Annotated in this window: 13 protein-coding genes; 7 read left to right on the forward strand and 6 right to left on the reverse strand. The window is 67.3% G+C overall.

Annotated elements, in window-relative coordinates; genetic code table 11:
- The first annotated feature begins 12 nt into the window (after positions 1 to 12).
- Complete coding sequence (locus tag IEW81_RS05245; RefSeq protein WP_229671244.1) at positions 13 to 594, forward strand: CGNR zinc finger domain-containing protein; 582 nt, start codon at positions 13 to 15, stop codon at positions 592 to 594.
- 4 nt (positions 595 to 598) lie between these two features.
- On the opposite strand, the gene IEW81_RS05250 is transcribed toward IEW81_RS05245, so the two are convergent.
- Both IEW81_RS05250 and IEW81_RS05255 read right to left on the reverse strand, forming a co-directional pair.
- Positions 599 to 901: a DUF427 domain-containing protein gene (locus IEW81_RS05250; protein ID WP_097060133.1), complete on the reverse strand. Its 303-nt coding sequence runs from the start codon at positions 899 to 901 to the stop codon at positions 599 to 601.
- A 42-nt stretch (positions 902 to 943) separates the two neighbouring features.
- Positions 944 to 1,483 (reverse strand): 2-phosphosulfolactate phosphatase, encoded by a 540-nt coding sequence (locus IEW81_RS05255; protein WP_097060132.1) that lies wholly within the window; start codon positions 1,481 to 1,483, stop codon positions 944 to 946.
- 85 nt (positions 1,484 to 1,568) lie between these two features.
- On the opposite strand from IEW81_RS05255, the gene IEW81_RS05260 reads away from it, so the two are divergent.
- From IEW81_RS05260 to IEW81_RS05270, 3 genes are all read left to right on the forward strand, one after another.
- Entirely contained in the window at positions 1,569 to 2,036 is a 468-nt protein-coding gene (locus IEW81_RS05260; RefSeq protein ID WP_097060131.1) for a hypothetical protein, read from the forward strand.
- Between the two features lie 4 nt (positions 2,037 to 2,040).
- Entirely contained in the window at positions 2,041 to 2,655 is a 615-nt protein-coding gene (locus IEW81_RS05265) for a DUF1684 domain-containing protein (protein ID WP_097060130.1), read from the forward strand.
- A gap of 216 nt (positions 2,656 to 2,871) precedes the next feature.
- Positions 2,872 to 4,401 (forward strand): DEAD/DEAH box helicase, encoded by a 1,530-nt coding sequence (locus tag IEW81_RS05270; protein WP_097060129.1) that lies wholly within the window; start codon positions 2,872 to 2,874, stop codon positions 4,399 to 4,401.
- A 363-nt stretch (positions 4,402 to 4,764) separates the two neighbouring features.
- Here the strand turns inward: IEW81_RS05270 and IEW81_RS05275 are convergent, their stop codons facing one another.
- The gene (locus IEW81_RS05275) at positions 4,765 to 5,304 is read right to left on the reverse strand and encodes an NUDIX hydrolase family protein (protein WP_097060128.1); all 540 of its coding nucleotides are present in this window, start codon (positions 5,302 to 5,304) and stop codon (positions 4,765 to 4,767) included.
- A 64-nt stretch (positions 5,305 to 5,368) separates the two neighbouring features.
- Between IEW81_RS05275 and IEW81_RS05280 the strand changes: the two genes are divergently transcribed.
- From IEW81_RS05280 to IEW81_RS05290, 3 genes are all read left to right on the forward strand, one after another.
- Complete coding sequence (locus IEW81_RS05280) at positions 5,369 to 5,992, forward strand: alpha/beta hydrolase (RefSeq protein WP_229671245.1); 624 nt, start codon at positions 5,369 to 5,371, stop codon at positions 5,990 to 5,992.
- Between the two features lie 72 nt (positions 5,993 to 6,064).
- Positions 6,065 to 10,828 carry an Lhr family ATP-dependent helicase gene (locus IEW81_RS05285; RefSeq protein ID WP_097060126.1) on the forward strand — a complete coding sequence of 1,588 codons (4,764 nt, stop codon included), beginning with the start codon at positions 6,065 to 6,067 and terminating at the stop codon, positions 10,826 to 10,828.
- Positions 10,821 to 11,597 carry a DNA-formamidopyrimidine glycosylase family protein gene (locus IEW81_RS05290; RefSeq protein ID WP_097060125.1) on the forward strand — a complete coding sequence of 259 codons (777 nt, stop codon included), beginning with the start codon at positions 10,821 to 10,823 and terminating at the stop codon, positions 11,595 to 11,597. Before IEW81_RS05285 ends, IEW81_RS05290 begins: the two co-directional genes overlap by 8 nt.
- Positions 11,598 to 11,626: 29 nt before the next feature.
- Here IEW81_RS05290 and IEW81_RS05295 read toward each other — a convergent pair whose 3' ends face one another.
- Genes IEW81_RS05295 through IEW81_RS05305 form a run of 3 tightly spaced genes read right to left on the reverse strand, consistent with a single transcriptional unit; the run spans position 11,627 to position 13,400 of the window.
- Entirely contained in the window at positions 11,627 to 12,124 is a 498-nt protein-coding gene (locus tag IEW81_RS05295; RefSeq protein ID WP_097060124.1) for a hypothetical protein, read from the reverse strand.
- Positions 12,121 to 12,501, reverse strand: a complete 381-nt coding sequence (locus IEW81_RS05300) for a hypothetical protein (RefSeq protein ID WP_097060390.1) — start codon at positions 12,499 to 12,501, stop codon at positions 12,121 to 12,123. Before IEW81_RS05300 ends, IEW81_RS05295 begins: the two co-directional genes overlap by 4 nt.
- Before the next feature lie 2 nt (positions 12,502 to 12,503).
- The gene (locus IEW81_RS05305) at positions 12,504 to 13,400 is read right to left on the reverse strand and encodes an EamA family transporter (RefSeq protein ID WP_097060123.1); all 897 of its coding nucleotides are present in this window, start codon (positions 13,398 to 13,400) and stop codon (positions 12,504 to 12,506) included.
- Between the last annotated feature and the right edge of the window lie 10 nt (positions 13,401 to 13,410).

Raw genomic sequence — 13,410 nt, forward strand, 5'->3', positions numbered from 1 at the left:
ATATTGGATTACGTGAGTGAAGAAGCCGAACAGCGGTTCACCGTCAGCGACGATCGGCTCTGGCATTTCGACGCCGGATCGCTCGCCCTCGACTTCGCGTACACCGGCGGTATGGGTGACAGCCCGGCCGGGGAGCGACTGCGTACCCCGGCCGACCTCGCGTTCTGGTTCAACGAACGATTTCCCGAGGTCGATGGCACGGCGAATGATCGCGACCTGACGGACGCTCTCGCCCTCCGACAGGCGATCGCCCGCTCGGCGACAGCGATCAGCCGGGGTGATCGCCCCTCCGCTGACGACGTGGACGTCGTCAACCTTTTCGCGGCGACCCCGGATATCCCGCCGTCGCTGGCGGGCGGTCGGCGGCAGGCCGGACGCGCTCGGGCCAGGGCAAGCCAGGCACTGTCGGTGATGGCGCGCGAAGTGATCCAGCTGTTCTCACCTGACCGGGCCGATCGCATCAGGGAATGCTCCGCAGACGATTGCCAACTCGTCTTCTACGACGAATCACGCTCGAACAACCGCCGCTGGTGTTCCATGCAGCGGTGTGGCAATCGCGCCAAGGTACGAGCTCACCGGGCGCGATCGCTCTGACCGACTAGTCGACGACCTTGACGTCTTTCCAGAACGCGACGTAGTTCGCGAAGTCTTTGCCGACTCGCTCGCGCGAACCCGGCAGGGGCTCCGGGTAGCTGAAGGCACGGTCCTGCAGGAGGGTGTCGCCGTCTTTCACGGAGAAATACTGGCAGTCACCCTTCCATGGGCAGTGGTAGGGGGTGGTGCTCTTCTCGAGCAGCTCGCTCGTCACGCTCGACGGCGGGAAGTACCAATTGCCCTCGATAGAGATGAGATCTTCCTTCGGTGCCTCTGCGATGATCGTGTCGCCCAGCATTGCCTTCATGGTGCAGCCCTCCGTGAGTGAGTAAGTGTCTGACCAACAACGCTACTGCGGCAACCTGAATTCCTTCAGGATGGTGAATCCGGGCGAATCGTTGGCTGCGCGGGCGTCGTCGACCGCGTCTCGGCCTTCGCTCGCGAGCAGCTCCTGTCCGGCGACGCAGGCTGACAGCACGTGCCCCACCGCATTACGGAGCCCCGTGTACGCACCGACCGCAGCCGCGGCCTCCGGAGAGATGTAGTCGATGCCGACATCCGCGATCGCGTCGATGATCGCTCCCGCGGCAAGCAGGTCTTCCACCGCGAAGCGCCCATCGGGCCCACCAGCAGCAACCACGGCGACGGTCGCCCGGTCTCCGAGTTCGACCTGCCTCGCGAGCACCCACTCGGCCAGGGCGACGCGCGAACCGGTCGAGCCCGTGATCAGCGCACCTCCGTGCGCGATAATGCCGGGATCCGTGTCACCGCCGGGGATGGCATCCACCCACACCAGGATGTCTGCTCCGGGAGCCAGCGCGTTCGCGCCGTCGATACCCCAGTCGAATCGCACCTGGTAATGCGGCTGGTTGCGGGGTATCGAATTCACTTCACGAGGATAACCGCCTTACACCACCCGCGGTCGCGCGGGACAGGCCTGTCGTGCGGCAACCGCGGGCCACCACAATGGAGCCATGCGCGTGCTTCTCAAACTTCACCTCGACTGTGCTCCGGATGCCGCGTGGCGGGCAATCCGCAATCCGACGGTGTTCCGCGCGGTTTCCGCGCCGTTCACCACCTTCGATTCGCTGGAGCCCGGCGGTTTCCCCGACAGCTGGCCGGAGGGCGAGCACCTCCTGCGTGCGAAAGGCTTCGGACTTGCGGTGATCGGCGAGCAGACGATCGATCTCGAGTTCCGAGAGAGCCGTCAGGGTGTGCGCACGGTTCGTGACACGGGTCGCGGGCTGTCCGGCCCGCTCGCGCTGGTCGACAGGTGGGAGCACACCATGGCGGTTTCGGCACTGCCCGGCGCGCGCACGCTGTACCGCGACCAGCTCATCGTCGAGGCGGGGGCGCTGACACCGCTGCTGTGGGTCGGTTTCTGGGCGTTCTGGCAGTGGCGCGCGCTGCAGCTCAAGCGGCTGTCGGTGGATTGGAAATAGCCCGGTGACCGCTCTCGATGTTGGCGACTGGCGCCGCCGCGTCTTCGCCACCTATGCAGCGGTGCGCGAATCCACCGACCTGTTCGCTGCACACGACCTTTGGCGCCGTGAGCGCGACGACCTGTTTGCGAACCACCCGTCGACCCCCTTGCTGCCCGAAGACCTGGCCGTGTTCACGGGCCTGCCCGTGAAGCCATATGACCCAGACTGGCGATTCGAGGTCACGCTCACCGCCGCCGACGGGCGCCGGATGGAGGTCGAGACCGGCACGGACGGCACCGTGCCCTTCGAGCTGATCGGCGTCGCCGAGGTTCCCGGCGTCGGGCCGCTCGACGTGTGGAGACTCGCCTCATACGGTGGCGGCATCTTCATTCCGGTGAAGGATGCCCTGGCCGGCGCCCGCGGAGGTACATATGGCGGCGGCCGCTATTTGCTCGACACCGTCAAAGGCGCAGACCTGGGATCGGGACGGGACCCACAGTCCCTCGTGCTCGACTTCAACTTCGCGTACAACCCATCCTGTGCTTACGACCCGATGTGGGCGTGCCCACTCGCCCAGCCGGGCAACACCGTCGCAGTGGAGGTTCCCGTCGGAGAGCGTTACTCGGGCTCGCATTAGGCCATCTGCTAGACTGGGGCCACTTGCGAAACCACGACGGTTTCCCTGCGTCGTAGAACGCTTCCTCTTCTCCCCGATATGCCTCACGCATGGCGGGTCGTAGATACTTTCACGGCGAACGGATGTGGCCACAGCCACCTTCGCCAACCGCACCACTTCCCGACCCATCTGGATAAGTGCGTGCACTCTTTGTCCCGAAAGGCACAAGAAACCCCTATGTCAGAAAACATCTTCAGCACGCTCGGCGTGCCAGCTCCTCTCGTCGCCTCGCTCACCGCGAGCGGCATCCTGGAACCATTCCCCATCCAGCTCGACACCCTGCCGGACACACTGGCGGGCAAAGACGTGCTCGGCCGCGGTAAGACGGGCTCGGGCAAGACCCTCGCCTTCTCCATCCCTATGGTCGCCCGCCTCGGCGGCAAGCTCGCCGGTGGCAAACGCCGCCCGGGCCGTCCGCTCGGACTGGTGCTCGCCCCGACCCGCGAGCTCGCCACCCAGATCTCCACCGCCATGGAGCCGCTCGCGACCGCATACGGCCTCAACATCACCACCATCTTCGGCGGCGTTTCGCAGCAGCGACAGGTCGCAGCCCTCAAGGCGGGCGTCGATATCGTCGTGGCCTGCCCCGGCCGCCTCGAAGACCTCATGAAGCAGGGCTTCGTGCAGCTCGACGCGATCGAAGTGACAGTGCTCGACGAAGCAGACCACATGGCCGACCTCGGCTTCCTGCCCGTCGTCACTCGCATCATGGACAAGACCCCTCAGACCGGACAGCGGATGCTGTTCAGCGCAACGCTCGACAACGGCGTTGACAAGCTCGTGCGCCGTTACCTCCATAACGAGGTGCTGCACTCGGTCGACGAGGCAAATTCCCATGTCGCCGCGATGACCCACCATGTCTTCGAGGTAGCCGGAGTCGACGAGAAGAACGAGCTCATCAAAAAGCTCGCCTCGGGCACCGGCCGTCGCATCCTGTTCATGCGTACCAAGCACCACGCCAAGAAGCTCGCAAAGCAGCTGACCGACTCGGGCATCCCCTCGGTCGACCTGCACGGCAACCTCTCGCAGGTCGCTCGTGACCGCAACCTCGCGTCGTTCGCCTCAGGCGAGACCCGCGTGCTCGTTGCCACAGACGTCGCAGCCCGTGGCGTGCACGTGGATGACATCGAGCTCGTGATCCACGTCGACCCGCCGGCCGAGCACAAGGCGTACCTGCACCGCTCGGGGCGCACGGCCCGCGCCGGCAAGGAGGGCGAGGTCGTCACGATCGTGTTGCCTGCCCAGCGCAAAGACACCGCAGCGCTGCTGCGCAAAGCCCAGATCACCGTCACCCCCCAGCACGTGACCGCGGCTTCCGCATCGGTCACCGCCCTGGTCGGAGATGTCGCAGCCTACGTCACACCCGCACCCCGTGCCGCGGTGCAGCAGCAGGGCGGCGGCCGCTCACAGGGCGCCAATGCCCAGCGCAAGCGCGTTGGCCGCGACGGATCCTCGGATGCACCCCGTCGCGACCGTTCGGGTCGTCCGGCGGCCGCTGCTGGCGGCCAGCGTCGCTCAGCGTCCACTACGGCGTGGTCATCATCAGCTCCAGCCGCTCCTGCTCGCGCCGAGCGCGCTCCTCGCGAGGAGCAGGCACCGTCGCGCCCGCGCGGCGGCAACGGCCGCGCCCAGGCCGCCGGTGGCCCCATCCGCGTCGGTCAGGTCGTGCGCCCGAATGCCGGTGGCGGTCAGCGCCGCGGACGCTGATTCTTCTCTGTACGACAACGCCGCTCGAACTCCGGTTCGGGCGGCGTTGTCGCGTAAGGGGTGCGTTGCACCCCGGTATGACGACACAGCACGAGTTCGGGTGATCCGGGATCCGCTCACCAGCGAAGTCAGGCAGCAGTTCACCGCAGAGGAAGCCGACCACGCGATCCTGCACCGCAACGATGAGGAAGCGCTTGCCGCTCACCCACTGCCTCGGCCGCCGCCTTTTCGATGCCAAATGAAGGAAATTTCGGCAAGACCCGGGTCACACAATGGCATGCGGGACCCTTCTTGCCGGAATCTCCTTCATTTGGCTGAAAGGAACGAGCGTGGCGGCAGCGTGGCGGCAGCGCAGTGCCGGGGCTAGGGCAGCACGCCCACCGATGCCAGGGCTGCGCGCAGCAGCGCCCCTCGTCCACCCTCCATGTCGGAGGTGACGGATTCGGCGGCCGCCTCAGACGGGCGCATCCAGGTGACCTCGAGCGCGTCCTGGCGCGGCTCGCACGTTCCGGTGATTGGTACCACGTAGGCCAGCGAGACGGCGTGCTGGCGGGCATCCATGAACTGGCTTTCACCGGGCCAGGGGAAATACTCGGCCACCGAGAAGGGCAGTGGGCTGGCGGGCAGCAGGGGGAACGCCATCGGCCCGAGGTCTTTCTCGAGATGACGGAACAGAGCATCGCGCAGCGTCTCGCCGTACATCACCCGGCCGGAGACGAGCGTGCGGGTGAACTCACCATCGTTGGCGCGCAGCAGCGTGCCGACCTCAGTGACGCGACCCAGCCCGTCGACACGCACCGGCACGGCCTCGACGTAGAGCAGCGGGAGGCGCCGGCGGGTCTCCGCGAGTTCCTCGTCGCTCAACCAGCCGGAGTTCGGGTCGGGAGTGCCTGTTGATGCCATGCTCCATTGTCACCCACCGCGCCCGCACGTTCCGACAGGCGTGCAGCAGTGCGAGTATGGGGAGGTGAAATTGGATGAGTCAGCGGTTCTCTGGTCAGCTCCCGAGCGAGAGAGGGCGGGCAGGCCGCTGCTCGTATTACTGCACGGCTACGGCTCGCACGAAGGAGACCTGTTTTCCATGTCTCCGGCGCTACCCCTCGAGCCTGTCATCGCGTCGGTGCGCGCCCCGATCGCCGAAAGCGGTGGCTGGGCGTGGTGGTCACGCCAGGCGAGCCCGGCCGGCGAACCGGCAGCAGACACAGTGGATGAGGCAGCCCGCGCCGTCATCGACTGGCTCGACAGCGTCTCCTCGGGTGCCGTGAGCCTCCTCGGGTTCTCCCAGGGCGGCGCGCTCGCGCTGCAACTCCTGCGGCTCGACCCCGAGCGCTTCGCGGCGACGGTCTCCCTCTCCGGATTCATCGCCTCGGCCGAGCACCCCGGCGACGCGCGGCTGGCCGAGGTGAAGCCCGCGGTCTTCTGGGGCCGGGGAACCGACGACCCGATCATCCCGAGCCAGGCCATCGATCGCACTGCCGAGTGGATACCCGCCCACACGACCGCGACGATCCGCACCTACGAAGGTATCGGCCACTCTATTTCGACGCCGGAGCTCGCGGAGTTCAGTGGATTCCTGCGCAGCCACGGCTAGACCTTCACGGAGAGCAGTGCGCCCTGAGCGCAACCTCGGACGGATGACGGTGGTGCACAGGATGATGGTCAGATGAGCTCGGTGCTCGACAGCTTCTCCCCCGCGACCAGGGAATGGTTCAGCGGGGCCTTCGACGCGCCCACACCAGCGCAACTCGGAGCCTGGCACGCGATCTCCCTGGGAGCCCATGCGCTCGTGGTGGCGCCCACCGGATCGGGCAAGACTCTCGCCGCCTTTCTCTATGCGATCGACCAGCTCGCCTCCCGACCGGTGCCCGAAGACCCCAAAGCCAGAACGCGCGTGCTCTACATCTCCCCACTGAAGGCTCTCGGCGTCGACGTGCAGCGCAACCTCCGCGCACCACTCGTCGGCGTCACGCAGACCGCACGTCGGCTCGGGCTGCCCGCCCCCGATGTCACGGTCGGGGTGCGCAGCGGCGACACGACCCCAGGTGACCGTCGGTTGCTCGCGCGGCTTCCACCGGACATCCTGATCACGACGCCGGAATCGCTGTACCTGATGCTCACGTCGGCCGCCCGAGAGACGCTTGCAAACGTCGACACCGTCATCATCGATGAGGTGCACGCTGTCGCCTCGACGAAGCGTGGCGCGCACCTCGCGGTGTCGCTCGAGAGACTCGACGAGCTGCTGCCGAAGCCGGCCCAGCGCATCGGGCTCTCCGCGACCGTGCGGCCGCTCGAGGAGGTCGCGCGCTTTCTTGGCGGGCGTGCCCCGGTGACCATCGTGCAGCCACCCGCCGCGAAGACGTTCGACCTGTCGGTTGTCGTGCCCGTCGACGACATGACCGTGCCCGGCACGGTCCAGTCCCGCGGCTCCGAGTCCCGCAGCGCCGAATCCCGCGGAGGATCATCCGCGGGGGCCACGGCAGAACCCACCGGGTCGATCTGGCCGCACGTCGAAGAACGCATCGTCGACGAGATCCTGCAGCACCGGTCAACCATCGTCTTCGCGAACTCCCGGCGGCTCGCGGAGCGGCTGACGTCGAGGCTCAATGACATCTACGTTGAGCGGCTCGATGCTGAGCAGCTCGATGCTGAGCGGCTCGATGCTGAGCTGGCCGCACCCGCATTGACCGCCAGCGTCGCCTCCACGACGACAACGGCGACGACGACAATGACGACTACGACGACAATGACGACAGTCGTCGAGGCCACGCGAGAAAGCTCCGCCGGACTATTGGCTCGCGCCCACCACGGCTCCGTCTCCAAGGAACAGCGCGCCACCATCGAAGACGACCTGAAATCCGGTCGACTGCGATGCGTCGTCGCGACGAGCTCGCTCGAACTCGGCATCGACATGGGTGCGGTCGATCTCGTGATCCAGGTCGAGTCCCCGCCGTCGGTTGCGAGCGGACTGCAGCGCATCGGTCGGGCCGGCCACCAGGTCGGCGAAATCTCGAAAGGGATGCTGTTCCCCAAGCATCGCACCGACCTCATCCACACCACGGTCGCAGTGGAGCGGATGAAGTCGGGCCAGATCGAGGCGATCACGGTTCCGGCGAACCCGCTCGACGTGCTGGCACAGCAGACCGTCGCCGCCACCGCCCTCGAGGCGATCGACGTCGAGGAATGGTTCGAGACGATCCGGCGCAGCGCACCATTCGCCACACTGCCCCGCAGTGCCTACGACGCCACCCTCGACCTGCTCGCCGGTCTCTACCCCAGCGATGAGTTCGCCGAACTGCGCCCACGCATCGTCTGGGACCGTGTGGCCGGGACGATCACCGGCCGACCCGGCGCGCAGAGGCTGGCCGTGACATCCGGAGGCACCATCCCCGACCGCGGACTCTTCGGTGTCTTCATGGTCGGCGGCGAACCGGGAGCGCCCGGCAGACGCGTTGGTGAGCTCGACGAGGAGATGGTCTACGAATCGCGCGTCGGTGACGTGTTCGCGCTCGGGACGACCAGTTGGCGCATCGAAAACATCACGCACGACCAGGTGCTCGTGTCACCCGCGTTCGGGCAGCCGGGCAAGGTGCCGTTCTGGAAGGGCGATGGGCTGGGTCGGCCCGCAGAACTGGGCGCAGCGATCGGCGCATTCGTGCGTGAAATATCCACCAGCACCGCCGAAGAGGCGCGTACCCGCGTCGAAGGCATCGGCCTGGATGACCGTGCCGTGAACAATCTCATCGCGCTTGTCGCGGAGCAGCAGCAGTCCACCGGGCAGGTGCCGACCGACCGCACTCTCGTCGTCGAGCGCTTCAAGGACGAACTCGGCGACTGGCGTGTCGTCTTACATTCTCCGTACGGCATACCTGTTCACGCGCCGTGGGCACTCGCCATCAGCGCTCGAGTCCGCGATCGGCTGGGAGTGGATGGCGCAGCCATGGCCGGCGATGACGGCATCGTGGTGCGCATCCCCGACTCCGATGGCGAGCCCCCCGGAGCCGAACTGTTTCTCTTCGACAGGGGGGAGCTGGAGGCGACGGTCACCGAGGAGGTTGGCGGCTCCGCACTGTTTGCGGCGCGCTTCAGGGAGTGCGCGGCGCGGGCACTGCTGCTGCCGCGGCGAGACCCTGGACGACGCTCCCCCCTGTGGCAACAGCGGCAACGCGCATCCCAGCTGCTGGATGTGGCCCGCAAGTACCCGAGCTTCCCGATCGTGCTCGAGACCGTGCGCGAGGTGCTGCAGGACGTCTACGACCTGCCCGCACTGATGACCCTCACCACAGAGCTCGCGACCCGCAAGATCCGCATGGTCGAGAGCCAGACCGATGTGCCGTCACCGTTCGCCCGCTCGCTGCTGTTCGGCTACGTCGCCGCTTTCATGTACGAGGGCGATTCGCCGCTGGCTGAGCGCAGGGCAGCCGCTCTCTCGCTCGACCCCACCCTGCTCGCCGAGCTGCTGGGGCGGGCTGAGCTGCGAGAGCTGCTCGACCCCGCGGTCATCGAGCAGACTGAACTGGAACTGCAGCGACTCGCCCCGGACCGCAAAGCTCGCGACGTCGAAGGCGTCGTGGACCTGCTCAGGATGCTCGGCCCGCTGTCCGTCGACGAGATCGCCGAGCGCTCCCAGCCGTCGGTGCTGGGCACCCCTGCCGTCGACAGTTCCACTCCTGTGGCCGCAGACGGCGAGCCGGCGGCAAGCGCGGAACACTCGGTCGACTTTGCGCAGCTCGAGGTCTCGCTCGGGCAACTGCAGCGCGCCAATCGCGTATTACGGGTCACTATCGCCGGAACGCAGCAGTGGGCGGTCGTCGAGGACGCCGCCCGGCTCCGGGACGCACTGGGTGTCCCGCTGCCGATCGGCGTGCCGGCCGCGTTCATCGAGCCTGTCCCGGACCCGGTCGGCGACCTTGTGAGCAGGTTTGCGCGCACCCACGGGCCCTTCATCGTGCAGGATGCCGCGACCCGATTCGGTCTCGGAACGGCCGTGGTCACCGACACCCTCCGTCGACTCGCCGCCGACCGTCGCGTCATCGACGGGGAGTTCCGTCCCGGTGCCAGCGGAACCGAGTGGTGCTCCGTCGAGGTGCTCCGCCGCCTGCGGTCACGGTCACTGGCCGCCCTGCGCCAGGAGGTCGAGCCTGTCGAGCAGTCCGCGCTCGGCCGATTCCTGCCGGTGTGGCAGAACGTCGGCAGCGCTCTTCGGGGCGTCGACGGCGTGGCGCAGGTCATCGAGCAACTCGCGGGCGTACCCCTCCCCGCGTCGGCGTGGGAATCACTCGTGCTGCCGGCAAGAGTCGCCAACTACTCACAGGCCTGGCTCGACGAGTTGACGGTAACCGGCGAGGTGATCTGGTCGGGCAACGGCGTGCTGCCCGGCAGCGATGGCTGGGTGAGCCTGCACCTCGCCGACACGGCCCGCCTGACCCTGGCCGCACCGGGTGGCGATGACACCACCGAACTCCAGCGCTCCATTCTCGAGGCTATGGCCGGGGGCGGCGCGTACTTCTTCCGGCAGCTCGGGCAGGCCGTCGGCAGCACCGACGACAAGAAGCTCAACGCGGCCCTCTGGGAGCTGGTGTGGGCGGGTCTCGTCACCAACGACACCTTCTCGCCGCTTAGGTCGTACCTCGGCGGGCCTGCCGCTCCCCGCCGCTCCCGCTCTCCCCGGGGTCGTTCGAGTTCGGCGCGGGTGATGAGTTCAGGGCCACCGACGGGCGGCGGCCGCTGGTCCCTGTTGCCTCTCGCCGAGGGAGACACGACCATCCGCGCAAAGGCGATGGCCGAATCCCTGCTCGAACGACACGGCGTCGTGACGCGCGGTGCCGTCGTCAGCGAGGGCATCCGGGGCGGCTTCGCCCTGGCGTACAAAGTTCTGAGCGGTTTCGAGGAATCCGGTCGCGCACGACGCGGCTACTTTGTCGACGGGCTGGGAGCCGCCCAGTTCGCGACCGGTGCCACCGTCGACAGGCTTCGTAATTTCACCGTCGATCCGGATTCCACGCCGAAGCTGGAGGCCATCACGCTGGCGGCGACCGACCCCGCCAACCCGTATGGCGCCGCACTGCCGTGGCCGGGTGCCCCGGCAGTAGCTGATTTGGTCGACGACACAGCTGCTGTCGCCGCAGCCGAGCCCGCTGAGAAGCGTGGACATCGGCCCGGTCGTAAGGCTGGTGCGATGGTGGTGATGGTGGATGGCGCACTCGTGCTCTACGTCGAGCGTGGCGGCAAGACGGTGCTCACCTTCAGCCCTGACGAGAGCGCCCTGCGTGCGGCGGCCGTGTCGCTCACTACGACAGTTCGCTCCCGGATCGGCGCGCTTCGCATCGAGAGGGTCAACGGTGACTTCTCGATCGGCACGCCACTCGGATCCATGCTCGTCGACGCGGGCTTCGTGCCGACGCCTCAGGGGCTGAGGCTGCGTGCCTGAGGGCGACACGGTCTACCGGTCGGCGAAGAACCTGGCGGCTGTGCTCGACGGAACGGTGCTCACGCGCTGCGACATTCGGGTGCCGAAATTCGCCACCGTAGACCTGACCGGCGAGGTGGTGCATGAGGTGGTCAGCCGCGGCAAACACCTGCTCATGCGCGTGGGGGAATATACGCTTCACAGCCACCTGAAGATGGAGGGTTCGTGGCATATCTACCCCGACGGCAATCGGTGGCGCCGCCCTGAGTGGCAGGCCCGGGCGATCATCGCGAATAAAGAGTTCACGGCTGTCGGATTCGAGTTGGGCTTGTTCGAGATCGTCGAGCGCGCCTCTGAAGAGTCGGTCGTCGGATACCTCGGGCCGGACCTCCTCGGGCCGGGTTGGGACGCCGAACTCGCGATTGCCAACCTCGCCAGCGACCCGAGCCGTGAGATCGGCCTCGCCCTGCTCGATCAGAGAAACCTCGCGGGGCTCGGCAACGTCTACCGCTGTGAGCTGTGTTTCCTGCGGGGCGTGCTGCCCACCAGGCCGGTCGGCGACGTGAACGACCTCCCACGGATGGTCGCCCTGGCGAAGAAACTCATCGAAGCCAATAAGGACCGCACCGAGCGCACCACCACCGGCAAGCTGCGCGGCGACACCGACTGGGTCTACGGTCGCGCGGGCAGGCCATGCCTGCGCTGCGGCACCCGGATATCGAGGGGCGAGCTCGGCGACGATCCGCTGCAGCTCAGGAACACCTTCTGGTGTCCCCGCTGCCAGACCTGAGCGTCACGGTATCCGAACCGTAGCCAGCACTACCGCTGCAGTCGCCACCATCGAACGGCGGAGATGAACAGGATGCCGATCGCCGTCGCGATCCCGAGAGCGATGAGCAGCGGTGCCCCATACATCAGTGCCTGGAACGTCGCGTAGTCGAAAGTGGTCTGCGACCCCTGGCCGGCCGCGAACATCTGCTGAAGCAGCGTGATGAGGTAAACGCCTCCGAGCATCAGGACGACTGAGACCACACCGAGCCCGATGACGAACGGATTAACCCTGCGACCTTCCGCGGGCTCGTCTGCCGTCGTATCCGGCACGGGGGCGGCGGCCGCCGCCACTGCCGCCGACATCGTCGCCGGCGGAGCGGCGGGCCGAACTGCCGACAACACGGTCGGCAACGCGGTCGGCGGAGCCGCCGCGACAGCCGGTGCCGGTACGGGCTTTGCAGCGGGTGGTTCCGACGCCAACGGCCCCGCGTATCCGGGCTGGAATGCTGGATCGAACCTCGGGTCGAATCGGGCGTCGTCGCTCATGAGGTCACGGTATCACCGGGTGATTCATCCATGATGCCGACGAAGCGGCTGCCGATGCCGTCGATCTCTCGACGCACCAATCCGGCAGCGACGGTCGGCAGGTCGTCAGGGTGATGATCCGCGCAGGTCATCCAGGTGAAGGCGGGCCACCACTTCTTCGGCCGGGCCGCCTCGGTGAATCCGCAGACGTCACAGGTCAGCTGCACCCATACGGCCTTCTTGCCGGTGCGGTTGGCCCAGGATTGCGCGAGCCAGGCTGGTGGATCTGCTCGCATCGCCTCGAGTTGGTGCTCAGACATCCGGGTAGGAAGGTCATGGCGCCTGGCCATCTCGAGCGGAATATCGAGACGCAACGCGGCTTCTCGACGGGAGATCATCGTCATAGTGTCACCTCAGTAATCGGTGTGCGTGAACGTCGGCTCGCGGCTCGCACCGCGCCCATGCTGGCAGCTACCACGAGAACCATGGCGAGCAGGTCGAGCGCGGCCAGGGGCTGGCGAAGGATGATGAGCCCGGCGAGCGCCGCCAGCACGGGCGCGAGGCTCAGCAGGATCGAGAACGTGGCGGCGGGAAGTCGGCGCAGGGCGAGCAGCTCAAGGCCATAGGGAATTGTCGACGACAAGATCGCCACCGCAAGCCCGAGCAGCAGGATCTGCGGATTGATGATCGCGGCGCCGGCTGTCACCGTGCCGAACGGTACCACCAGGACCGCGGCCACGGTCATCGCCAGCGCGAGCCCGTCGAGTCGCTCGAACCGCTGGCCCGTGCGCGCTGACATCAGGATGTACGCCACCCATAGCGCCCCGGCAGCGGCCGCACAGAGCACGCCGATCGGATCGAGCGAGTCGAATCCTCCCCTGCCCAGGATCGCGACCCCGGCGAAGGCGAGCACCGCCCACAGCCAGCTCGACGCCCTGCGACTGATCACAACGGACAGGATGAGCGGACCGAGCACCTCGATCGTGACCGTCACTCCCAGCGGCAGCCGCGCGAGTGCTTCGTAGAACAGCACGTTCATGCCGGCGAGTGACAGCCCAAAGGCGACCACCGTCATCCAGTCTCCCCGCGACCGGCCGCGCAGTCGCGGTCGGAACAGGAGCATCAGGATGGCGGCCGAAAAAGCCAGTCGCAGGCTCACCATCCCGACGGCCCCGACGGCCGGGAACAGCGTCACCGCGAAGGCTGCGCCGACCTCCTGGCACACCAGCCCGACAACGACGAGCCCTGTGGCGCCTACCGCAGGTCCGCTGCTACGCGTGGGTGATACGGCGCTCATTCCTCGCTAA

It is taken from the genome of Salinibacterium xinjiangense (genome assembly GCF_014645015.1).
GTDB classification, from domain to species: domain Bacteria; phylum Actinomycetota; class Actinomycetes; order Actinomycetales; family Microbacteriaceae; genus Rhodoglobus; species Rhodoglobus xinjiangensis.